Source organism: Streptomyces sp. R28 (assembly GCF_041052385.1).
Taxonomy (GTDB): Bacteria; Actinomycetota; Actinomycetes; order Streptomycetales; family Streptomycetaceae; genus Streptomyces.
In genome coordinates this window covers 5,561,086-5,583,407 of sequence record NZ_CP163439.1, presented here as the reverse complement: position 1 = coordinate 5,583,407, position 22,322 = coordinate 5,561,086, and the positions used below count along the sequence as shown (strand labels likewise).

At 72.3% G+C, this 22,322-nt stretch carries 17 protein-coding genes; 4 read left to right on the top strand and 13 right to left on the bottom strand.

The features are described from left to right. Position 1: 1 nt before the first annotated feature. From AB5J49_RS24835 to AB5J49_RS24820, 4 genes are read right to left on the bottom strand one after another with little or no spacing between them, the layout of a single operon-like run. The gene (locus tag AB5J49_RS24835) at positions 2–1,999 is read right to left on the bottom strand and encodes an acetoacetate--CoA ligase (RefSeq protein WP_369170846.1); all 1,998 of its coding nucleotides are present in this window, start codon (positions 1,997–1,999) and stop codon (positions 2–4) included. Continuing rightward, on the bottom strand, positions 1,996–3,630 hold the full coding sequence (locus AB5J49_RS24830; protein WP_369170845.1) for a bifunctional 3-(3-hydroxy-phenyl)propionate/3-hydroxycinnamic acid hydroxylase: 1,635 nt from the start codon (positions 3,628–3,630) through the stop codon (positions 1,996–1,998). The genes AB5J49_RS24835 and AB5J49_RS24830 overlap by 4 nt, the downstream gene beginning before the upstream one ends. 46 nt (positions 3,631–3,676) lie before the next feature. Next, complete coding sequence (locus tag AB5J49_RS24825; protein ID WP_369170844.1) at positions 3,677–4,615, bottom strand: fumarylacetoacetate hydrolase family protein; 939 nt, start codon at positions 4,613–4,615, stop codon at positions 3,677–3,679. Continuing rightward, entirely contained in the window at positions 4,612–5,769 is a 1,158-nt protein-coding gene (locus AB5J49_RS24820) for a VOC family protein (protein WP_369170843.1), read from the bottom strand. The genes AB5J49_RS24825 and AB5J49_RS24820 overlap by 4 nt, the downstream gene beginning before the upstream one ends. Before the next feature lie 136 nt (positions 5,770–5,905). Here AB5J49_RS24820 and AB5J49_RS24815 point away from each other — a divergent pair, with 136 nt between their 5' ends. Continuing rightward, entirely contained in the window at positions 5,906–6,541 is a 636-nt protein-coding gene (locus AB5J49_RS24815; RefSeq protein ID WP_369170841.1) for a TetR family transcriptional regulator, read from the top strand. A gap of 18 nt (positions 6,542–6,559) precedes the next feature. Here AB5J49_RS24815 and AB5J49_RS24810 read toward each other — a convergent pair whose 3' ends face one another. Both AB5J49_RS24810 and AB5J49_RS24805 read right to left on the bottom strand, forming a co-directional pair. Further along, positions 6,560–7,351, bottom strand: coding sequence for a DUF2993 domain-containing protein (locus AB5J49_RS24810; RefSeq protein ID WP_369170840.1), 792 nt, complete (start codon positions 7,349–7,351; stop codon positions 6,560–6,562). A gap of 16 nt (positions 7,352–7,367) precedes the next feature. After that, complete coding sequence (locus AB5J49_RS24805; RefSeq protein WP_369170838.1) at positions 7,368–8,108, bottom strand: TetR/AcrR family transcriptional regulator; 741 nt, start codon at positions 8,106–8,108, stop codon at positions 7,368–7,370. 146 nt (positions 8,109–8,254) lie between these two features. Here AB5J49_RS24805 and AB5J49_RS24800 point away from each other — a divergent pair, with 146 nt between their 5' ends. Continuing rightward, complete coding sequence (locus AB5J49_RS24800) at positions 8,255–9,871, top strand: MFS transporter (RefSeq protein WP_369170837.1); 1,617 nt, start codon at positions 8,255–8,257, stop codon at positions 9,869–9,871. Between the two features lie 151 nt (positions 9,872–10,022). Here the strand turns inward: AB5J49_RS24800 and AB5J49_RS24795 are convergent, their stop codons facing one another. From AB5J49_RS24795 to AB5J49_RS24770, 6 genes are all read right to left on the bottom strand, one after another. Further along, on the bottom strand, positions 10,023–11,303 hold the full coding sequence (locus AB5J49_RS24795; RefSeq protein WP_369170836.1) for a sensor histidine kinase: 1,281 nt from the start codon (positions 11,301–11,303) through the stop codon (positions 10,023–10,025). Positions 11,304–11,419: 116 nt separating this feature from the next. Beyond that, positions 11,420–13,648: an MMPL family transporter gene (locus AB5J49_RS24790; RefSeq protein WP_369170835.1), complete on the bottom strand. Its 2,229-nt coding sequence runs from the start codon at positions 13,646–13,648 to the stop codon at positions 11,420–11,422. Between the two features lie 321 nt (positions 13,649–13,969). Then, entirely contained in the window at positions 13,970–14,485 is a 516-nt protein-coding gene (locus AB5J49_RS24785) for a signal peptide protein (RefSeq protein ID WP_369170834.1), read from the bottom strand. Between the two features lie 128 nt (positions 14,486–14,613). Continuing rightward, positions 14,614–15,948 (bottom strand): VWA-like domain-containing protein, encoded by a 1,335-nt coding sequence (locus AB5J49_RS24780; RefSeq protein ID WP_369170833.1) that lies wholly within the window; start codon positions 15,946–15,948, stop codon positions 14,614–14,616. After that, complete coding sequence (locus tag AB5J49_RS24775; RefSeq protein ID WP_369170832.1) at positions 15,945–17,192, bottom strand: AAA family ATPase; 1,248 nt, start codon at positions 17,190–17,192, stop codon at positions 15,945–15,947. The genes AB5J49_RS24780 and AB5J49_RS24775 overlap by 4 nt, the downstream gene beginning before the upstream one ends. A gap of 91 nt (positions 17,193–17,283) precedes the next feature. Further along, a complete protein-coding gene (locus tag AB5J49_RS24770) occupies positions 17,284–18,783 on the bottom strand; it encodes a hypothetical protein (protein WP_369170831.1) in 1,500 nt (499 codons plus the stop codon). 251 nt (positions 18,784–19,034) lie between these two features. Here AB5J49_RS24770 and AB5J49_RS24765 point away from each other — a divergent pair, with 251 nt between their 5' ends. Next, positions 19,035–20,000, top strand: coding sequence for an expansin EXLX1 family cellulose-binding protein (locus tag AB5J49_RS24765; protein WP_369170830.1), 966 nt, complete (start codon positions 19,035–19,037; stop codon positions 19,998–20,000). Positions 20,001–20,036: 36 nt separating this feature from the next. On the opposite strand, the gene AB5J49_RS24760 is transcribed toward AB5J49_RS24765, so the two are convergent. After that, the gene (locus AB5J49_RS24760) at positions 20,037–20,561 is read right to left on the bottom strand and encodes a hypothetical protein (protein ID WP_369170829.1); all 525 of its coding nucleotides are present in this window, start codon (positions 20,559–20,561) and stop codon (positions 20,037–20,039) included. 160 nt (positions 20,562–20,721) lie between these two features. Here AB5J49_RS24760 and AB5J49_RS24755 point away from each other — a divergent pair, with 160 nt between their 5' ends. Next, entirely contained in the window at positions 20,722–22,152 is a 1,431-nt protein-coding gene (locus tag AB5J49_RS24755) for a PA14 domain-containing protein (protein ID WP_369170828.1), read from the top strand. Positions 22,153–22,322: the final 170 nt, after the last annotated feature.

Below are 22,322 nucleotides of genomic sequence, written 5' to 3'. Positions count from 1 at the left end.
GTCAGCGGCGCTGCGCGCGGCGCGCCTCGCCGAGGCGGGCGTAGTGGTCGATCAGGTCGGGGTTGTCCACGGCGGCGGGGTTCACGACCTGCTCGACCGGGGCGCCCTGGAGCAGGCGTTTGACCGGGACCTCGAGCTTCTTGCCGGTGCGGGTGTGCGGGATGGCGGGCACCGCGATGATCTCGTCGGGGACGTGGCGGGGTGAGGCGCCGGTGCGGATGGCCTCGCGGATGCGGTCGCGCAGGGCGTCGTCCAGCTCGACGCCGGCCGCGAGGACCACGAACAGCGGCATCCAGTAGCCGCCGTCCGGCTCCTCCGCGCCGATGACCAGGGCCTCCGTGATCTCCGGGAGGCGTTCGACGACGTCGTGGATGTCGGCGCTGCCCAGCCGTACGCCGTTGCGGTTCAGCGTGCTGTCGGAGCGGCCGTGCACGATCACCGAGCCGTGCCCCGTGAGCGTGATCCAGTCGCCGTGCCGCCACACACCGGGGTACGTCGAGAAGTAGGCGGCGCGGTAGCGGCTGCCGTCGGGGTCGTTCCAGAAGTACAGCGGCATGGACGGCATGGGCCGGGTGACGACCAGCTCGCCCACCTGGTCGGTGACCGGGGAGCCCTCCTCGTCGTACGCGGCCAGCGCCACGCCCAGGTAGGGGGCGGACAGCTCACCGGCCCGCACGGGCACGGTGGGTGCGCCGCCGGCGAAGCCGGAGACGACGTCGGTGCCGCCGCTGATGGAGGCGAGCTGGACGTGTGCGCCGAGGTGCTCGCCGACCCAGGGGTAGGCGGAGGCGGGCAGGGCGGAGCCGGTGCAGCCGACCGCGCGGATCGAGGACAGGTCGTGCACCGACGGGTCGATGCCGAACTTGGCCATGCCCAGCAGGTACTGGGGGCTGGTGCCGAACAGGGTGACGCGGTGCCGGGCCGCCAGCTGCCAGAGGATGTCGGGCTGGGTGAGCAGGGCCGGGCTGCCGTCGTACGTGCAGGTGGTGGCGCCGGTCAGGAGGGTGGAGACGACCAGGTTCCACATCATCCAGTGGGTGGTGGTGTACCACAGGAGGCGGTCGCCGGGTCCCAGGTCGGACTGGAGACCGAGGGTCTTGAGGTGCTCCAGCAGGACGCCGCCGTGGCCGTGGACGATGCCCTTGGGCAGGCCGGTGGTGCCGGAGGAGAAGACGACCCACAGGGGGTGGTCGAACGGCACCGGCGTGCAGGTGAGTTCTTCGGCGCGGGTCGCCGCGTCCTCCCAGGTGAGGACCAGCGACGGGTAGTTCGACGCGAGCCCGGGCAGGCCCACATGCCCCACCAGCACGGTGGCCTTCAACGTCGGCAGCGCACGGGCCAGTTCGAGGGCGGCCTCGCGGCGGTCGTGGGTGGTGCCGTGGAAGAGGTAGCCGTCGGCGGCGATCAGCACGGTGGGTTCGAGCTGGGCGAACCGGTCGGCGGCGGCCTTCGGGGCGTAGTCCTGTCCGCACACCGACCACACGGCCCCCAGGCTCGCCGCGGCGAGGAACGCGACGATCGCGTGCGGCGTGTTGGGCAGATAGCCGACGACCCGATCACCCGCCCCGACGCCCAGGTCGCGCAGGGTCGCGGCGACGGAGGCGACCTGGGCGCGCAGCCGGCCGCCGGTCACCTCGTACCCGGATCCGGTCTCGTCCAGGGCGATGATCGCGGGCTGGTCGGAGGCGAGGTCGCGCAGCGCGTGGTGGGCGTAGTTGAGGGTGGCCCCGGTGAACCAGCGGGCCCCCGGCATGGTCTCCTCGGCCAGCACCTTCTCGTACGGGGTCTGCGCGTCGACGTCGAAGTACTCCCACACCGCGCTCCAGAAGCCCGCCAGGTCGGTGACCGACCAGCGGTGCAGGGCGGCGTAGCCGGCGTCCGCCGCCACTCCCCGGTGTTGTGCGACCCAGCGGGCGAAGTCCGCGATCCGGCTGCGCGCGGCGGCCTCCGGGTCCGGGGTCCAGAAGGGTGCTGCGTACGGCGTGGTCGGCGTGGTCATCGCGCGGAACTCCTCGACAGGGGCGGTGCGGATACGGGCTGTTCGGCGGGTCGGCGGGTGGTGCACAACAGGGGCGCCCAGGCGGCGGTGCCCGTGAAGTCGCCGCCGCCCGCCGGGACGACGTCCGCGACGACACGGTCGGGGCGCAGCAGGACGGCGTCCGCGCGGCCGGAGCGCAGCCAGGCGGCGAGGGTGCCGTCGCCGCCGGTGTCACGGACGTCGACGACCCGGGCGCCGAGCCCCTCGGTGAGCGCGCGCAGCGAGGGCGGCAGGGGCACCGCGGTCAGCACGGCGAAGGAGTCCCCGAGGAGGTCGTCGAGGCGGACGGCCTGCCCGTCCTCGCCCGTCACCCGGGGCTGCGGGCAGAAGGTGCCGCCGAGCCGGCTGCGGCGGGTCAGCGGCCCCACGGGCAGCGGGCGGCTGAGATCCCGGCCGGCCCGGCTGGTCGCCCCGGGGATACGGCAGGCCATGGCGACGGCGGTGCGGCGCAGTGCGGCCGCGCGGTCCTGGCCGCCGGTCATGGCCCAGCCGGTGGCCACCGCCAGGCGGATGACATGGCGGGCGTGCGGCTTGCGCTCCCGCTCGTAGGTGTCCAACAGCCGTTCTTCACCGCCCTGTTGAAGAACGAGGGCGAGCTTCCAGGTCAGGTTGTAGGCGTCCCTCAGGCCCGAGCACAGGCCCTGTCCGACGAACGGCGGGGTGAGGTGGGCGGCGTCCCCGAGCAGGAAGACCCGGCCCCGCCGCCAGCGGTCGGCGATGCGGGCCCGGAAGGTGTACTGGGCCTGCCGGACGACGTGGAAGCCGTCGCCGGAGTCGAGGCGGGACAGGTCCACCCAGGGGGCGACCAGGTCGCGCAGCAGTTCGTCGTCGAGTTCCTCCGTCTCACGCAGCCGGAACTCCCAGCGGTAGCGGTCCTCGCCGATCCGCATGAAGGTCGCCGGACGGTTCGGGTCGCAGACCTGGTCGACGCCTTCCCAGCAGCGGACGGCGGCCTTCGTCGTGACGTCGATGACGGTCCAGCGCTCCTCGAAGCGCAGGTCCTCCCACTGGGCGCCGACGGCGGCGCGGGTGAGGCTGCCCGCGCCGTCGCAGCCGAGCACGGCCTCGGCGAGCAGCACGTGTTCGCCCTCGTCGTCGCGGTAGGTCACGCGGGCCGGGCCGGCCACGTCCTGCTCGACCGCCGTCACCTCTGCCCCACCCCGCAGCTCGCACTCCGGGCGGCGGGCCAGCGCGGCGCGCAGCAGGCGCTCCAGCTCGGGCTGGTCGAACATGCTGGTCTGCGGGAAGCCGTGGTGGCCGTGCGGCGAGCGCGGGAACTCGGCGATCACGCGGTGCCGGGCGTCCAGCAGCCGCAGTCCGCGCGCGGGACGGGCGACGGCGGCGAACTCCTCGTGGATCCCGGCGGCCTGGAGGATGCGGCGGACCTCGTCGTCGGTGGCGACGGCCCGCGGCAGGGGGTAGACGTCCCGGTGACGTTCGAGGACGACGCTGCGCACCCCGCGCCGGGCGAGCAGGAGGGCGGCGGTCACGCCCACGGGCCCGGCTCCGACGATCACGACCGGTACATGCTGTGCGGAGTCCTCGGGTGCGGGCTGGGCGATGTCCTCAAATGCGGGCTGGTCGGCGGTCATGTGCGGCTCACTTCGGGGATTCGGGTCTCCGTGCGCGTCGGTCGCGTCAGTGCGCGTCGGTCACGGGCGTGCGCTGCTCGCCCAGATCGATCCGGCCGTCCGGGGTGGCGATGGTGGCGGTGACGACGTCGCCGTGGTGCAGGTAGTGGGGGTTCTTGGCCTGCGACTTGAAGAACGCCTTCCACTTCACCGCGGGCGGCAGCAGCGCGCCGATCTTCTCCACCGGCTTGGGCGGGGCCTTCAGGGCCGTGCCGCCGGGGGTGCCGGTGAGCAGCAGGTCGCCGGGGTCGAGGGTCTGGAAGCGGGCCAGCAGGGTCAGCGCCTGCGCCGGGCGGACGATCATGTCGGCGAGGGTGCGGTCCTGACGCAGCTCGCCGTTGACGCTCAGCTTCAGCCGCAGGTCGAGGAGATGGGCGAAGTCCTCGGGCTCCAGCAGCGCCAGGTAGGGCCCGGTCGGCGTGAAGGTCGGGTAGGACTTGCTCTCGTAGAACTGCGTCTTGGTCAGCTGTACGTCACGGGCGCTGACGTCGTTGGTGACGACGAGCCCGGCGACGTACGAGGGCAGGTCGCGCTCCTCGACGACGGCGCCGATCGGCAGGGGTGCGCCCATGACGAGGCCGAGTTCGACCTCGTAGTCGAGGAATTTCACGTGGGAGGGGCGGACGATGGACTCGCCGGGGCCGCTGACCGAGCCGGACGCCTTGCGGAAGAAGGCGGGCGGGATGTCGCCGGTGAAGCCCGAATCGCGGGCGTGGCTGCGGTAGTTGACCATCTGGGCGACCACCCGGCAGGGCGTGGTCACCGGCGAGAGAACCACCAGGTCGGCGACGGGTGTGCCCGCCTCGCCGCTCGCGGCGGCCTCACGCACCGCAGCCCGGTCGGCGAGCAGGTCGGCGGTGGTGACGGCCTTGGTGTCGACGCGGACGGCGCGGTCGCCGAGGACGGCCCACCAGCCGTCGGCGGTGCGCAGGACGTTGGTGCTCATGAGTTCATCGCTTTCATCAGGCCCAGCAGACGTGCGGGATCGAGTTCGTTGTCGCCGCGCAGGGCCGTCAGGACCTCACGCACCTTGGCGGGGGACGGGCTCGCGCCCAGGAAGTCGCGGGTGACCGGCGGGCCCCACTGGGCCAGCCCGCTCGCCGACATGGGCGCCCAGCCGGGCTCGACGTCGCGGGAGAACAGGTCGCCGTCGGCGAAGTGCTCCAGCATGAAGTGGTCGGGGTCGCGCCAGTAGTCGAAGAGCTGGCTGCCCTGGATGTGCCGCCCGATGCCCCAACTGCGGCGGTAGCCGCGCTCGTTCAGGTACTCGCCACCGGCGGCGATCGAGTCCAGGTCGGTGACCTGGTAGGCGGAGTGGACGTACCCCGTGCCCGGCCCCAGGTGCATGGCCAGCGTGTGATGGTCGGCCGGCACGCTGCCCAGGTCGCAGCGGATGAACGCCATCGTCGGACCACGGCCGCGCTGCCCGTCCAGGAACAGGAAGTCGGACACGATCATCCCGAGGGTGTCCAGGTACCAGTCCAGGGCACGGGCGAACACCCGTGTCTCCAGCACGACATGGCCCAGACGCTGGATGCGGGACGGCTCGCGGGCCGGGCGCTGTGCGGCGTTCGTACGGCGGTGCTCGGTGCCGGAGTTGAGCGGCAGCGGCTGCTGTCCCGGCAGCTCGGGGAGCTGTTCGGCGCCGTGCACGACCCGGACCGGGAAGCCGGACGGGTCGAGCAGGTCGACCACTTTGCCGCCGCCGGGCACGTCCGCGTCCCGTACCGCCGCCCCGGTCTCCCGTGCCAGCCGGTCCAGGTCGGCCCGCTCGGCGGCGCGGAACGCCGGGCCGATGAAACGGGACGTACGACCGCGCCGGATCACCATGCAGGGCGAGCCGGCGAAGGTGCCCCGCAGCCACAGCTCGCCCGCGGTGCGCGCGGCGATCTGGAAGCCGAAGTCACGGGCGAAGACCTCGGCGCGATCCAGATCCGGCTTCTCGAACTCCAGCCAGGCCAGGTCCGCCACCTTGATCACGGGGTTCCGGGAGCGGCCGGGATGCTCGCCGCGCAGGGCGCCCTGCTCGCTGTGGAGGTCCTGGTGGGGGTCCTGGTGGGGAGTCGCGACGGCGGCTTGGGCCACGGGTGTTCCAGACATGGTGTCCTCCGAGCAACATTGCCTTGTTGAGGAAATCATCAGCTTTGACGGAAGTCTCGTCAATATGTCGCCAACGTTAAAATGAGGAATTCATCAGAACTGCGATGAACTTCGTCCGCGCGGTTAGACTCGGCCCATGCCTACGTCAGCCCCGCCCAGCAACCGGTTCGAGCGGCGCCGCGCCGAGACCCGCCGGGCGCTGGTCCGCGCGGCCCGGCAGATACTCGCCGAGACCGGGGACACCAGCGCCAGCATCCAGGTGATCGCCGAGCGCGCGGACGTCGGCTTCGGCTCCTTCTACAACCACTTCGAGTCGAAGACCGAGCTGTTCGAGGCGGCCGTGGTGGACGCGCTGGAGGAGTTCGGCCAGACCTTCGACGAGCGGCTGACCGGGATCGACGACCCCGCGGAACTCGTCGCGGCGGGCTTCCGGCTCAGCGCCCGGATGGCCGAGTCCCACCCGGAGCTCATGCAGGTCCTGCGCCGCCGCGGCCTCGGCCACCTCCACTCGGACAACGGCCTGGCGGTCCGGGCGCTGCGCGACGTCCAGGCCGGCATCGCCTCCGGCCGATTCACCGCTCTGGAGCCGGTCGTCGCGCTGTCCGCGCTGGGCGGCACCCTGCTGTCCCTGCTGGAGCTGCGGTTCGCCCGCCCCGACCTGGACGGCGACGAGGCCGCCACGAACCTGGCCGAGATGGTCCTGCGCATGCTGGGCGTCCCACCGGACGACGCCCACGAGGTGGCCCGGCGGCCGCTGCCCGACCTGGACTGACCAGCAGTACGCCAGGTTTCATGCGCCCTCGGACACGCCCTCGGATTCCCCCTCGGACACACCGTCGGGGCGGAAGGTGACCGACCGGCCCGAGAAGCGTGCGGTGAGGCCGTCGCCCGTGGTGGTGACCGAGCGCAGCCGCAGGCCGTCGGGGATGTTCCGCAACTGGATCGGCCGCTCGAAGACCTTGTCGAGCAGCGCGTCCCCCGCGCCGGGCAGCGCACCGCCGACGACCTGGAAGTCCTTGAACGCGATGCGGTTGCCGGAGGCCGCCGAGACCGTCGTCGTCACGGTGACCTCCTTCCCGAGGGGCAGCAGGACGGCCGCGCTCACCTGACCCGGGCGATGGCCCTGGGAGATCTCCAGACCGAGGGCTTTCGACACGTCCTCGTACGACAGGAAGGCGGTCGCCTCCGCGCTGCGGGCCCGCGCCTCGCTGTCGTCGTCGGACTTCGTCAACCCGTGGAGCCGGAGGGAGAGTTCACTCACCGGCAGCGGGCGGGTGGCGCCGCGGGCCGGTATGTCGTGAGCGGTGATGTCCACCTGGCGCAGGGGGCCGGAGGCCGCCTGGGTCACGACGGGGAAGCCGCGGACCTGGACCTCCGGCGGCAGCGGTGTGCCCATGCCCTCCTGGAACGCCTTGGCCGTGCGGGACTCGATGCGTGCCGCGACGGCCCGGTCGACCGCGACGGGCAGGAGGACCAGTGCGACCAGGGCGGCGGCGACGGCCGTGCGTCGACGCCGGGTCCGGCGGGGCTGGTACGGGTCGCCGGGGCCGTCGCTGTCGTAAGGGGGGTAGTACGGCGACATGGGGCGGGGCCCTCCTTCAGTGGGGTCCGGTGGGTCCGTGGTTCCGGTGGGTCCGGTCGGGCCGGTCGGGCCGGTCGAGCCGCTCGGCGCCGTGCAGACGGCGGACCGTGGCGGCGGCGGTGTCTCCGTCGACTCCGGCGGCGATCAGGGCGGCGGTGGCGGCGCCGGTGCCGTCGTCCGCCCAGAGCCCGGAGTTGACGGCGGCGAGGAGGGTCAGCAGGTGGGCCTCGATGGCGCTGCTGAGGGGGCCGGGCGGGACGGCGGCGTGGAAGACGCCTTGGCGCCGGCCCTCGGCGAGGATGCCGGCGACCGTTTCGCGGGCCGGGGCGAGGACTTCGCGCACCTGGCCGGGGCCGAGATCCCGGCCGGCCAGGTCGATCAGGGTGCGGTAGCAGTCGCCGACCGGCCAGAGGGTGAGAACGAAGCGGGCCAGGGCACTCGTGGGGTCGGCTCCGGGTTCGCTTCCGAGGTCGGTTCCGAGGGTGCTCGTGGGGTCGGGGCCCGACGTGCGCGTGGCGGCGATGGCGAGGCGCACTGCCTCCGCGGCCTCCCGGGCGAGCCCCTCCACCAGCGCCGCGCGACCGGCGAAGTGCGTGTAGAGGGTGCGCCGTGCCACGCCGGCGGCTTCCGCGATGTCGCCGAGGCTGCTGTCGGGGTTGCGGCCCAGTTCCTGTCGGGCCGCTTGCAGGATGCGGGCGCGGGTGGCACGCGTCGCACGGCGCTGCCGTCCGGGTGGTGGGTCTGTCTGGCTACTCACGTCGGCACCTCGGTGCGGGGGATTTGAGGCCTGGGGTACTGGGGGCGGGGGATGGGGTCGCTTCGATATTTGCACATTGACGGGCAAGAAACTAGTCTGCTCACCGATGTGCAAATAACTCGTGCCCCCTGCCCCTGGGAGTCCTCGTGCCCTTCCTTGCCAACACACCCGTGGAGAAGATGACCGGGCCGTACGCACGGCGTTGGTGGGCGCTGCTCGTGCTCTGCCTGAGCCTGCTGATCGTCGTCATGGCGAACACGTCGCTGATCGTGGCCGCGCCGGACATGTCCCGGGATCTGGACCTCAGCAGCAGCGACCTGCAGTGGGTCATCGACGGTTACACCGTCCCGTACGCCGCGCTGATGCTCGTCCTGGGCGCGATCGGCGACAAGTACAGCCGCCGCGGCGCCCTCGTCACCGGCCTGCTGATCTTCGCGGGCGGGTCGGTGATGGGCAGCCTGGTCGACCAGACCGAGCTCGTCATCGCGGCCCGCGCGATCATGGGCGTCGGTGCCGCCGTCGTCATGCCGGCCACCCTGTCCCTGCTGGTCGCGACCTTCCCGAAGGGCGAGCGCGGCAAGGCCATCACCGTCTGGAGCGCCACCTCCGGCCTCGCCATCGCCGTCGGCCCGCTGGTCGCCGGCTTGCTGCTGGAGGACCACGCCTGGGGCTCGACGTTCCTGATCAACGTGCCCATCGCGGCCGTCGCCGTGGTCGGCGCGCTCGTCCTCGTACCGCCGTCCAAGGCGGAGGGCATGGGCCGGATCGACCACGTCGGCGGACTGCTGTCGATCGCCTCCGTCGGCTCCCTGGTCTACGCGACCATCGAGGGCCCGCACTTCGGCTGGGGCACCGGCCCGATCACCGCGGCCGTCGTCGCGGGTGTCGGTCTCGTGGCCTTCGTGGCCTGGGAACTGCGCCACCCGCACCCGATGCTGGACGTGCGCAAGTTCAGGCTGCGCCCCTTCACGGGCTCGATGATCGCGGTGCTGTTCTTCTTCTTCGGCACCTTCGGCGCGATCTACTACTCCACCCAGTTCCTGCAGTTCGTCCTCGGCTACGACGCCCTGGAGACCGGCATACGGCTGCTTCCGCTGGCCGGAGCGGTCTTCCTCGGTGCCGCGGTCACCGGGAGGCTGACCCCGAAGCTCGGGGTGAAGGCGATGGTGGTGACCGGCATGGTCATCGGAACCGCCGGTGTCTTCCTGCTCACGCAGATCGACAAGGGCTCGACGTACACCGACTTCCTGGCCCCCATGATGATGCTGGGCTTCGCGATCGGCCTGAGCGTGTCCCCGGCCACCGACACCGTCATGAGCTCCTTCCCCGAGTCCGAGCTGGGCGTCGGCGGCGGCGCCAACGACACCTCGATGGAGCTGGGCGGCTCCCTCGGCATCGCACTGCTGGGCTCCCTGCTCGGCACGACGTACCGGGACGAGCTGACCGACCTGATCGGCGGCCACCTCCCGGCCGCGGCGCTGGAGACGGCCAAGGACTCGGTGGGCAGTGGGCTCGCGGTCGCCGAGGAGGTCGCGAAGAGCCCCGGCGGCGGGCCGCAGCAGGCACAGGCCCTGGTCGACGCCGTCCACGAGGCGTTCGCCCAGAGCATCGCCCACACCAGCCTGGTCGGCGGGATCATCATGGCCGCCGGAACGCTCATCGTCCTCGCGGTCCTGCCCGGTCGACGCAAGGCCGGCCGGCACCGCCAGGAGGACGCGCAGGAGACAGAGCAGCCGCAGGAGGAGCGCACGGGCGTCGCCTGAGCGGCCGCCATCCCCGAGACGGGCCGTGCCTTGAGCGGCGCACGGCCCAGGACGGTGCCGGGAGGAGACGCCCGGCACCGTCCTTCTGCTTTTGTTTGGGGGCGCCGGACGCGCCCACGGGACCCGTACCCGCTCCCACTCCCGCTCCCGCTCAGGCTCCGGGAACGGTTCCTCCTTCTTCCGCGGCATGCGGGTGCAGCGGGAGTGCCGTGGAGACTTCGAAGCCGCCTTCCGGGCGGTGACCGGCGCACAGTTCGCCGCCGATGGAGCGGGCTCGTTCGCGCATGCCCATGACGCCGAAGCCCCGGCTCTGCAAGGCCTCGGGGGCCGTGGGGGCCGCGGGGCCGTCGTTGCTGACCGTGATCATCAGGCGGGAGCCGGAATACTCGAGCCGTACGTGCGCGGCTTCCGCGGCGGCGTGCTTGGTGACGTTGGTGAGGGCCTCCTGCACGATCCGGAACGCGGTCAGGTCGACTCCCGGTGACAGGGCCTGCGGCTCGCCTTCGGTGGTGACCGAGACCTTGAGCCCGGCGGACCCGCACGCCGAGACCAGTTCGGGCAGGCGGGCGAGGCCGGGCGACGGCTCCATCGGGGCGGAGTCCGGGTCGTCGTTCTGCCGCAGCAGACCCAGCGTCGCCTTCAGCTCGCGCAGCGCGGAGGAGGTGGTGCCGGTCAGATCCGTGAGGATCTGTTTGGTCTGCGGCGGGTTGTCGAGCGCGAGGTGCGCGGCCGTGCCGGCCTGGGCGTTGGCCAGGGCGAGGTGGTGGGCGACGACGTCGTGCAGCTCACGGGCGATGCGCATGCGCTCCTCGGTGACGCGCAGGCGTGCCTCCTCCTCCCGGGTGCGCTCGGCGTGCTCGGCGCGGGCCTGCACGGCCGCCAGGTAGGCGCGCCGCAGCCGGGTCATGTTGCCGGCGGCCAGCGGCAGCAGCAGCCAGAACAACGGGCCGATCGTCCTGAGCAGCAGCGAGACGTGGTCCATGGAGTCGGAGATCGCTGCCGCGACGATCACCGCCACCAAGGTGGTGATGCCGTAGACGCGGATGGTCCGGCGGTCGGCGAGGGTGGCCAGCCAGTAGAGCGCCGCCATGAGGGGCGCCAGCAGCAGGGGGGTGAGCAGGTACCCGAGCGCGATCACGGTCACCCCACCGACCGCGGACACGACGACGGCGACACGCGGGTGGGTGCGGTGCTTCAGCAGGGCGAGGCAGGACACACCCAGCAGTGCGGTGGCGGTCTTGTCCTGGTCCGGCGGGTCGGCACCGGGCAGGGTGAGCATGGTGCCGAGGCTCGCGCAGCCCATCAGCGCCATCACCAGCACCACGTCGATGACGAGGGGGTGGCGGTCCGCGAACCCCTCGATGCGGTCCGTGTAGCGCCGCTCCGGGCCGAGCGGCGCCGTGCCCGCTCCTCCTCGGGGTCGCTTGCTCATGGTGCTCTCCGGTCGGTGGGCTGGGTCCATGGTGGACGCCTCCGGGTGGGAACGGCCGACGGGACCGCCCGTGTCCTTCGTCACGGGCGGTCCCGGTGGGGTGTGGGGCGGTCGGATCAGGTGCGCGCCGGTTCCAGGTCGGCCGGGGCGTCCGGTGCGTCCGGTGCGTCCGGTGCGGGCTCCGCCTCGGACCGGCGGCTGAGCGCCTCGCCCTCCACGTCGACGCGGGGCAGGATCCGGTCCAGCCACTTCGGCAGCCACCAGGCCTTGTCCCCGAGCAGGGCGAGGACGGCCGGCACGATCGCCATCCGGACGACGAAGGCGTCGAGGAGCACGGCGGTGGCGAGGCCGAACCCGATCATCTTGATCATGGAGTCGCTCTCCCCGATGAACCCGGCGAACACCGCGATCATGATCAGGGCGGCGGCCACGACCACCCGGGCGCTGTGCCGGAAGCCGGACGTGACCGCCTGCGGGGCCGGCTCACCGTGGACGTACGCCTCCCGCATCCGCGAGACCAGGAAGACCTCGTAGTCCATGGCGAGCCCGAAGACGATGCCCACCAGGAAGATCGGCATCAGGCTCATGATCGGCCCGGTCTGCTCCACACCCAGCAGTTCGGCGCCGTGCCCCTGCTGGAAGACCACGACGACCGCGCCGAGGGAGGCCAGCACCGACAGCAGGAAGCCGAGGGCCGCCTTCAGCGGGACGAGCAGGGACCGGAAGACCACCAGCAGCAGGACGATCGCCAGCCCGACCACGACGATCAGATACGGCACCAGCGCGGCCTGCACCTTGTCCGAGATGTCGATGTTCAGCGCGGTGCTGCCGGTGACCTCGAAGGTCGCCCCGGTCTCGGCCTCGACCCCGGGACGCTCGTCCCGGATGACCGTCACCAGGTCCTTGGTCTTCTCGTCGGTCGGCGCGGTCGAGGGCACGACCGAGAAGACGGCGGTGTCACCGGCTTCGTTGAAACGGGCCGGGGAGACGGACACGATCCCCTTCGTGGCGCCGATCTGCTCGGCGACCGTCGTCACCGCGCCCTTCGGATCCGCGTCGCCCTTGGCGTCCACGACGACGGTCAACGGCCCGTTGAAGCCCGGCCCGAAGGCGTCGGCGAGCGCGTCGTAGGCCCGGCGTTCGGTGGTGGAGGTCGACTTGGCCTCGTCGCCGGGCATGCCCAGCTGAAGCTGGGTCATCGGCACCGCGAGCGCGCCGAGACCCACGACGCCGAGGAGCAGGACCGGCAGCGGACGGCGCAGCACGAACCGCGCCCAGCGCGTACCGCCGTTGTCCTCGCCGCCCTCCTCCATACGGCCGCTCTTGCGGGACCGCCGCGAGAGCACGGCGTTCGGCCAGAAGCCGAGGAACGCCGGGACCAGCGTCAACGCGATCAGTACGGCGACGACGACCGCGCCCGCAGCGGCCAGCCCCATCTTGGTGAGCATCGGGATGCCGACGACCGAGAGCCCGGCGAGTGCGATCACGACGGTGAGCCCGGCGAAGACGACCGCGGACCCGGCCGTACCGACCGCGAGCCCGGTCGCCTCCTGCGGCGTACGGCCCTTGGCGCGCTCCTCCCGGTACCGCGAGACCACGAACAGGGCGTAGTCGATGCCGACCGCGAGGCCCAGCATCATGGCGAGGGTGCCGGTCGTGGTGGACAGGCCGAGGGCGTCGGACAGGGCGAGGATCGTGGCCATGCTGACGCCGACACCGATGACGGCGGTCAGCAGGGGCAGCCCGGCGGCGGCCAGCGAACCGAAGGTGACGAGCAGGACGACCGCGGCGATCGCGATGCCGATGACCTCGGCCATCCCGCCCGCGCCGCCTCCGTCGTCCATCGCGCTGCCGCCTGCCTCGACGGTCAGCCCCGCGTCCCGGGCCTCGTCGATCACCCGCTCCAGGTGGGTCTTGCCGGCGTCGGTGAGGTCGTTGGCCGCGACCTTGTAGCTGACGGTCGCGTACGCCGTCGTACCGTCCTTGCTGACCGCCTTCGCCTGGAACGGGTCGGCGACGCCCGCGACCTGCGAGCCGTCGCCCAGCTCGGCCACGGCCTTTTCGACGGCCTTCTTGTTCTCGGTGGCGGTCACCTTCTCACCGCCCGGCGCGACGAAGACGACCCGCGCGGTCGCGCCGTCGGCCGTCGCGCCCGGGAAGCGCTCCTCCATCAGGTCGAACGCCTTCTGGGACTCGATGCCCGGCATGGAGAACTCCTCGTCGGAGGCTCCCGGGGCCTTCAGGGCACCCAGGCCCACGACGGCCAGGACGGCCGCCCAGACCAGGGCGACGTACCAGCGCCGCCGGAAGGCCAGACGGCCCACTCGATACAGGAAAGTAGCCACGGCAGGGGGTCTCCACATCTGGGACTCGAACGTCTGCCCAGGCTGTCCGGTGCAGGGGCGCCGTGTCGTCGTGCGGCTGCCGACATTCCCGGCTACTGAGAACGCAGTACGGACCGGGCGTCAGGTCCACCGCGGGGACCAGGGCGCGCGGTGCGCCAGGGACCCGCGTATGACACCGCCGGCCCCGAGGCGAGGACCTCGGGGCCGGCGGTGTCACGACGTGGTGCAGGTGTTGGCTGATGCCTGATGGCCGATGGCCACTGGCTCATGGCTCATGGCCCATGGCCCATGGCTCATGGCTCATGGCTCATGGCTCATGGCTCAGCCGAAGAGTGCCAACCTCGGGTGGACCGTGCCCTCGGCCGCCGGGTCGAGGGTGGTGACCCGGTAGACCTCGGTGAGGGTGTCCCCCGCGTGCAGCGTGCGCTGTGCGGTGGTGAGGTCGGTGAACAGGGTGCCGGTCTGGCTGCCGAGGTTCACGGCCTCCCAGCAGCCGGTGGCGGTGCGCCGCTCGACCCGGATGTCCGTCGGGTTCAGGAACGGCCCGGCGTCCGGCGACTCCACCAGGAGCTGCGGGGCGACGGTGCGGTCCGCCGACGATGCGTTGCGGTAGGTGAGCGTGACCTCGTGACCGGCGTTGTCGGCGACGAGGGTGCTCGTGGGCAGGTCGACGAACTCGGTGGGTATGGCGGGCGTCCGGCTGGTCGGGGCCGACGTCGCGGTGGTGGTCTGCGTCTGGGGTGTGGCTGCAGCGGCTGGTCCTGCCGCGGCCAGGCCGGCGAGCGCCACCATGAGGGCCAGGGCGGCGACCCTGGGGCGGCTGTTCTTCAACGACACGTTCGCTGATCCTTCGGATTCGCTCGGGTAACTGGTGTTCCCCCCGTCCGTGGCTGCCGCCAAAGACATCACCCAGCCTACGCAGGCCGGTTCGGGTCCAGCTCGGCAGACGGCGGGGTTTGCGAGGGCTATCCGATGTCAACCACCCGTGCCCACGCGGGTGGTTGGTCCGGCACGTACTCGGGGTTGTCCTCGTCGTACGGCCGGAAACCGTGCCGTCGAGGAAACAGCCCCACCACCGTCCGGCATGGCGGTCGCGTGCTCGGCCATGGCGTCTGACCGTCCGTCAGGGCCACGATCACATCGGGCCGTGGCCGTGCCCGCAGCGCCCTGGTGAACCCCGCGCGCAGATCCGTCCCCCCGCCCCCGACCAGCGGGATCCCCTCGGCACGGCACAGCCCGTGCACGCCCTGGGCCGCCGCGTCGCACGGCACCACACTGACCAGGTCGCGCCGGCCGCCCACGGCACGGGAGATCGCGGCGACCTCCAGCAGCGCACTGCCCAGTTCGGCGTCGCTGACCGAGCCGGAGGTGTCGATGACGACGCTGACGCGGGGCGGCCTGCGGCGCAGGCTGGGCAGAACGGCGCCGGGCACCGAGGCCGACCGGCGCGACGGGCGGCCGTACGTGTAGTCCTCGCCGGCACCGGGCCCGGAGGCCGCCGAGCGGACCGCCGCGCCCAGCAACTCCCGCCAGGGCTGCGGCGGATGGAACGCCTCCTCCGCCCACCGCTGCCACCCCTGCGGGGCGTGCCCCGGACGCCCGGTGATGCCCTGCGCCACCCGGAACCGGACCGCGTCCCGTTCCTGCGCACTGAGCCCGTGCCCGCCGTCGGCCCCCAGATCCCACTCCCGTTCCAGCCCGTCGGCGCCGCTGCCGCAGTCCAGCCAGGCCAGATCCTGTGTCCGCGGGCCCAGCCGGAACTGGCGCAGATAGTCCTCCATGAGCTTGCCCCGGGGCAGCATCAAGGTCGCCGGCTCGACGGCACCCTCGGGCCGGGCCAGCCCGTCCCCGTACACATCGTCGTTGATCTCGCAGTCCGCGGCGATGTTCATCCGCAGCCGCTCCCCGGGCCCGGTCAGCCCGCGTTCACGCGCCACCCGGTCACCGCGCCCGTGATGGTCGCGCAGCAGATGGGACACCTCGTGCACCCAGACCCCGGCCAACTCCTCCACCGGCGTCCGCTCCACGAACGCCGGCGAGACGTAGCACCGCCAGTGCCGGTCGACAGCCATCGTCGGCACCCGCCGCGACTCCACGACGTGCAGGGCGAAGAGCGCGGTGGCCAGGTAGGGGCGGACACGGGCAGCGTGCAGCCGGGCGGCGAAGAGCTTGTCGCGGTCCAGGGGGCGGGGCGGGGGGTGAGGGGTGGCTCCTGGCGGGTGTGGGGACGCCGCTCCTGCCGGGGGGTGGGGCGCACCCCGCAACGAGACCCGCGGCGCCCCCGGACCACCCGCGCTCATCGGCCCGCCTTCGCGGCGACCGCCGCCGTCCGGCCCGCCGCGTGATCGGCTCGGCGGGACAGGGACACCACCCCGGCGAGCTGCTCGATCGACGGCGGTACGTCCCAGTCCTCCTGCCGCAGCGAGGCGAGCGTGGACGCGGGGACGACGACCAGGTCCGGTGCCCCGGTCTCCACCGCCCGCACCAGCAGCGCCCACGCCGCATCCCAACGGGCCCTCTCCGGGCGCGCCCGCACCGCCTCCACCACACCGTCGAGCGCGGCCTGCCGCAGATCCCCCCGCTCGGGCAGCTCGGCACCCGCCGGGTCGGCGAGCAGCACCTCGGGGTCCGGCAGGTCCATCCGGTCCACGCTCGCCAGCAGCTCCAGCCCCGGCCCGTCCCCCACCGTGCCCCTGACCAGCAGGGAGAGCACGTCCCGCGAGGAACCGGCGGCGGTCGCGAAGGCGATCAGACACTGTGTCATCTCCCAGCTCCGCGGGGAGGGCCACGGCCCGCCCCGGCGCGTCTCACCGCTGGGCAACCGGTGCACGAGCCCCGGCCGCCCGGAGAGCAGCCCGCACACCGCGCGCCGGGCGAAGTCCACCGCCTCCGGCAGCTTCTCCGGGTCGAGCCGCGGCAGGGTCGCCCGGGGCCAGGTCCCGCCGAGTCCGCGTACGACGACCTCGTGGTCGTGGGCCCACTGCAGATGGACGAACCGGTTGGCCAGCGGCGCGCTCAGCTCCCAGCCGTCGGCCGCCGAGGACCTCGGGTTGGCGGCGGCCACGATTCGCACCCCCGGCGGCAGCCGCAACGCCCCGACCCGCCGTTCGAGCACGAGCCGCAGCAGCGCGGCCTGCACGGCCGGTGGCGCGGTGGACAACTCGTCCAGGAACAACAGCCCCCGCCCGGCCTTCACCAGCCGTACGGCCCAGTCCGGCGGGGCCATCGGCACGCCCTGTTCCGCGGGGTCGTCGCCGACGACGGGCAGCCCGGAGAAGTCGGACGGCTCGTGGACGCTCGCGATCACCGTGGTCAACGGAAGGTCCAGAGCGACGGCGAGCTGCGTCAGTGCGGCGGTCTTGCCGATCCCCGGCTCACCCCAGAGCAGCACGGGCAGATCGGCGGCGACGGCCAGGGTGAGGGCCTCCAGTTGTGGATCGGGTCGGGGTTCGGTGGTGGTGTCGCGGAGGAGGATCAACAGGTCGGCGGCGACGTCGAGTTGGGAGGTGGCAGGCTGGGTCTGGGTCTGGGTGCATGTGGGCATGTCGGGTCACCTTTGGGTTCGTCATGGGCAGGGCGAGGCATGCGTCGCGGACCACGGCAGTCCACGGGTCGGTGAGAGGGCGCGGCTCAGGTCAGGGAAACGTCGCGTGACGAGGACGGGCGCGGTGGTCGCGGGGACGGCCGCGCTCGTCGGCGTCGAAGCCCCTGCGGGCCGGCCCCGGCCCGGCCAACCCCGCCCTGAACAGGCCGTACGTGATGCGCTGCCGCGCCGCCGCCTCCAGTTCGTCCCGCAGCGCACCGTCGCGCAGCACCGCGTCCGGTCCCAGCAGCCCCTCGACGACGGCCAGCGCACCGGCGGTGTCGCCATGCCAGAGGCGCTCGCGAACGTCGGGCAGACAGGCCGGATGCCGGTGTGCCTCGTCGATGGCCTGGAGGCAGGGGAGCGGCGTGCCGGTGAGGGCGGCCAGCAGTTCCTCCCGCCGGGTCTCGGCCGGGTCGTGGTCCAACGGTGTCAGTACGCCGTCGACCAGCCCGATCCGGTGCTGGGCACCCCGGCACTCGACGAGGCGTGGCTGCCCTGCCGGGTCCGGGTTCGGGGAGGGGCGAGACGGCCGAGTCGGCGGCGCCTGATCCGGTACCAGGGCAGCGGCGACCAGCGGATGCAGCCCACCGGCCTCGATCGCACCGGCCCGGAGCAACTCCAGGTCGGGCAGCACCCAGGTCGCCGCGTCGGGCAGCACCGGCAGCGCGCGGGCACGGCCCTTGGTGGCCGCCGAGATCCGCAGTACGGACGATCCACCGCTACGGCCATCACCGCCATCCCCGCCCCCGTCCCCGTTCCCTCCCCCGAGCAGCTCCAGGACCAGCCGATGCCGTCCCCCCAACCGCACGAGCAGGGCCCCCTCGGACCGCCCCTCGGCGCGCAGCAGTATCCGCGCCTCGTCCGCCCACCGGTCGACGGCACAGCGACGCCCGTACAGCGACGTCCTCCCGAGCAGCGCCGGCTCCTCCGGATCCAGCCCAGGCTGGTCACGTGCGGGAAGACCGCCTCCGGACGCCCCGGACCGGATCCGCAGTTCACCGGCCCTACTGGCATCCCACAGGTGACGGTGCAGATCGAGGCGGAACCGCCGGTTCGGGCGAGGATGCGGATGCCGCCAGGCGCCGTCCTCGCCTCCTGCGGCTGCTCCGGCCCGGGGCCCGCCCCACAACGCAAGACTGATCCGCTGACCGGCATCCGCCCAAGCCGGCGGAGTCCGCGCCACGAGCTGCAGCGGCCGTCCGGTGTCCCGCCCCACCCCCTCGTACCGGGCCAGAGCGAGGGTCAGCCCCGGGCGCAGCAGCCCGTCGGGAGCGATCCTCGGCAGGTGCCAGCGCAACAGGTCGGGAGCGAGATGCCGAAGATCGGCCCGGACCCGCGCGGCGACGTCCCGGCCGTGATCACGTGCCACGGAACGCAGACTGAGATCGACATCGACCCCCGCGGCGGCACACGCCCCCGCCCAGTCCCCGGCGAGCCGACGGGTGGTCGCGGTCTCGATCATGGAGGCCGGCACGGCGAACTCGCGCACGCGCGGCCAGAAGGAAAGCTCGGAAAGCGGGGAATCCCCGTTCGCGGTCTGGGTGCCCATCAGCACTCACCTTGCGCGGACGGGACCCCCAATCTGGCAACAGAATGAGTCGTCATCGCGGGCGAGCGTAACGCCGCCCGCTTCGAGCCGCCAACGATTTTCCGCACCGGCGCACGAGACGACCACGTACACCGGATCCACCGGCAACCTTTCCGCCCCCGGCGACCACTGATGCGTGGGAACCTCCCGCACGGGAGCCCCACACCCGACCCACGTGCTCTGCTTCTGCCGAACCGCGTAAGGACTCATCCGTGGCATCTCCTTCCCACCGCCGGTCTCCGGGCAAGCGACACACCGCCCTCGTCCCCACCCTGGTGGTGGCGGCCGTCGCACTCGTCGCATCCCTGCTCATGGCCCTCCACCCCGACGGGGAGACCTCGGCCGACGACGCCAAGGCCGCGCGTGTGGCCGACAGTCGGTCGACGACGACTCCGCAGACGACGCCAAGCACGAGCCCGAAGCCAAAGCAGAAGCAGAAACCGAAGGCGTCCAAGGCGCCCAAACCGTCCAAGGCGTCCCCCACCCCATCGGCTGCCAGGACCACCCCGCCACGCACCGCGGCCGGGACGACCCCCCAACCCGCCTCCGGCTCCGCACCGTTGGCAGGTCGGATCCGCCCCGACGTCACCTACGACGGAGTCGCCACCTTCTACGACACCGGAACCGGCGACGGCGCCTGCCTCTACGGCCCGACCGGCGACGTCATGACCGCGGCGATGAACCACACGGACTACGAGACGTCCAAGGCGTGCGGGGCGTACGTAAACGTCCGCGCGGCGAGCGGCGCCTCCGTCACGGTCCGCATCACCAACGAATGCCCGCTGCCCTGCGCGCCCGGCCAACTCGACCTGAGCCCGCAGGCCTTCGCCAAGCTCGCTGTCCCCTCGACCGGTCGGATCCCGATCACCTGGAGCCTGCTGAGCCCCAGCACGTCCGGCACGATCTCGATCCGCTACAAGACGGGGTCCAGCCGCTACTGGTGCGGCATCCAGGCGGTGGGGCACCGAAACCCCCTGGCCCGGCTCGAGGTCCGCGACGGCAGCGGCTGGCGCGCGCTGCCGCGCACCGAGTACAACTACTTCCTCTCCGAGCAGGGCAGCGGATGCGGTGGCGAGATCAGAATCACCGACATCTACGGAGAGTCGTTGACGGTCGACGGCCTGGCGATCCGGCCGGATTCCCTGCAACCGACCCGGCTCCAGTTCGCAGCGCACTGACCCGCCGGATCAAGGTCGTGCCCCTTGGCCGATCGCTCAGGTGCCGAGGCTCCGGATGGTCGCCTCCACCAGGCGGCTGGCCTTGGGGGCGTACCACGAGGTGGTCGACGACAGCTTGGCGACCGCCGACCCCAGCCACTCGGGATCGCCGAGCCGCTCCAGCGCCTTCGCCTCGGTGAGCTGGTCGAACAGCGCCTTCAGCACCATGACGTGGCCGCCCGTGTAGCGACGCCGGTGATGCGTGTACCGCGCCTCCCACAGCTCGTACGGATGACGCAGGATGCCGTGCAGGGAGCAGCCGTCATGGCCCGTCTCGGCGCCGGTCGCGAAAGCTCCGACGAAGCCCCCGCCGGGGGTGGCATGCCAACTCCGGTAGGCGGCTCGCACCTTCAGCTCCACGAACTGGGACCACTCGACGGCGAGCCGGGGTGCCGTCTGCTCGCCCCGGCGCTGCTCCAGGCCCTCGGGGGTGAGCGCGACGCACAGGCCGTCCTTCCGCATGGGGTCCCCGATCACCCACCGGTCCCCGACCAGCTCCAACGGCCCCAAGTGCTGAGCCATGGCCTCTCCCTCAGTTCCCTCAGTCCCGCGATCCTTCATCGGACGTGCCGTGCAACCTTCCCCCCACATCACGAGTCTCCCCGCTGTACGTCCCCCCGCTCTCCTGTCCCTTCCGTCCCACCCCTTCCCCTCCCCCCCCGGCACAGCGCGAAAGGCCCCCGTGCACCAGAAGAGACTCGTCGCCGCCCTGACCGGCGGTGCCACATCCGCCGTCGTCCTCGGCAGCCTGCTGGCCGTCGCCCCGCAGGCGGCAGCCGCCGACGTCAGCTGCTCGACCAACGTCTACAAGCGGACGTTCTACAAGAACACCTCGTTCTCCGGTTCCCCGGTGCGGACCGACTGCGACAGCGTCGTCGACCAGAGCTGGTCCGGCAGCCCGGTCTCCGGCGTGCCGTCGAACAACTTCGGTGTCCGCTGGTCGGTGACCCGCGACTTCGGCTCCGGCGGCCCCTTCACGTTCACCGTCTCCGCCACCGACGGCGTCCGTGTCTACCTGGACGGCGTCCGCAAGATCGACCTGTGGACGGGCACCGGTGACACCGCCCGCGCCAAGAGCGTCAACCTCACCGTCCCCTCCGGCAAGCACACCCTCCGCGTCGACCACGTGAACTGGTCCGGCGCCGCGAAGGTCAAGTACACGTACACGCCCCGGACTTCGGCCACGTACGACAAGACGAAGCCGCTCGCCCCCGCCGGCGTGAAGACCGCCTACAACACCACGACCCGCAAGACGACCGTCTCCTGGTCCGCCAACAAGGAGATGGACCTGGCGAGTTACGCGCTCTACCGGCGTCCCGTCGGCTCCGGCACCTGGACGAAGGTCACCACGACCACCGCCCGCAGCCACACCGACCCGCTCGTGAACCCCGACGACCGCACGCCCTACTACTACGAGGTGCGCGCCAAGGACAAGGCGGGCAACACCTCGTCGGGCAGCACGGACACCATCGTCCGTCCCCTGCCCGTCGTCACCTCCCTGACCGGCAGCTACGACAAGGCGACCGGCAAGGTCACCCTGAACTGGCCCCTCAACACCGAGCCGCACTTCGACCACTACACGGTGCTGAGCAACGACAACGTGGACGGCTCCTACGTCTGGGTCCCGCTCGGCACCACCAAGGGCAACACCTGGACCACCGGCCCCGTCACCGCCGACGGCGAGACCCGCCACTACCGCGTCCTCGTCACCAACGACGGCGGCACCACGACCTACAACCCGAACTGGCTCGACGCCAACGCTCCCCACGAGCTCTGGCTCGCCATCCCCGACGGCATCGCCCCCTACTACGCCCCCGACCTGACCCTGGGCTCCTGCACGACCGGCATCCAGGCCACCGCCTCCGACACCACCCCGGCCCCGATCCGCGACTTCAACGGCTTCGAGATCGAGCGCCGCGAGGCGGGCACGGACACCTGGTCGGTCGCCCTGCACAAGGGCTTCGACCCGCGCCCCGCGACCGCCGCGGCCACCGTCTGCGACCCGCTGCCCGCCGACGGGCGCCGCTATGAGTACCGGGCCCGCAGCTATGACGCGTCCAGGAACTACTCGCCGTACAGCGAGATCCGCGCCATGACCGTGCCGGTCGGCTGACACCACCCGCAAGAGGGGGATGTCACCCGACGGCCCTCGCAGCGCCGCCGCTCCCCGAGCCGGGAGCGGCGGGAAATTCCTGGGTCCAGAGCCTCCACCCATGCTATCGTGATAGGTGTTGCGGTTTTGGTTACCAGAAACCTTGAGTGCTCTTTCGACCTCCGTCGACG

Coding starts and splice junctions, on each gene's coding strand:
- AB5J49_RS24835 (WP_369170846.1), bottom strand. CDS start 1,999: ATGACCACGCCGACCACGCCGTACGCAGCACCCTTCTGGACCCCGGAC.
- AB5J49_RS24830 (WP_369170845.1), bottom strand. CDS start 3,630: ATGACCGCCGACCAGCCCGCATTTGAGGACATCGCCCAGCCCGCACCC.
- AB5J49_RS24825 (WP_369170844.1), bottom strand. CDS start 4,615: ATGAGCACCAACGTCCTGCGCACCGCCGACGGCTGGTGGGCCGTCCTC.
- AB5J49_RS24820 (WP_369170843.1), bottom strand. CDS start 5,769: ATGTCTGGAACACCCGTGGCCCAAGCCGCCGTCGCGACTCCCCACCAG.
- AB5J49_RS24815 (WP_369170841.1), top strand. CDS start 5,906: ATGCCTACGTCAGCCCCGCCCAGCAACCGGTTCGAGCGGCGCCGCGCC.
- AB5J49_RS24810 (WP_369170840.1), bottom strand. CDS start 7,351: ATGTCGCCGTACTACCCCCCTTACGACAGCGACGGCCCCGGCGACCCG.
- AB5J49_RS24795 (WP_369170836.1), bottom strand. CDS start 11,303: ATGAGCAAGCGACCCCGAGGAGGAGCGGGCACGGCGCCGCTCGGCCCG.
- AB5J49_RS24780 (WP_369170833.1), bottom strand. CDS start 15,948: ATGAGCGCGGGTGGTCCGGGGGCGCCGCGGGTCTCGTTGCGGGGTGCG.
- AB5J49_RS24775 (WP_369170832.1), bottom strand. CDS start 17,192: ATGCCCACATGCACCCAGACCCAGACCCAGCCTGCCACCTCCCAACTC.
- AB5J49_RS24770 (WP_369170831.1), bottom strand. CDS start 18,783: ATGGGCACCCAGACCGCGAACGGGGATTCCCCGCTTTCCGAGCTTTCC.
- AB5J49_RS24760 (WP_369170829.1), bottom strand. CDS start 20,561: ATGGCTCAGCACTTGGGGCCGTTGGAGCTGGTCGGGGACCGGTGGGTG.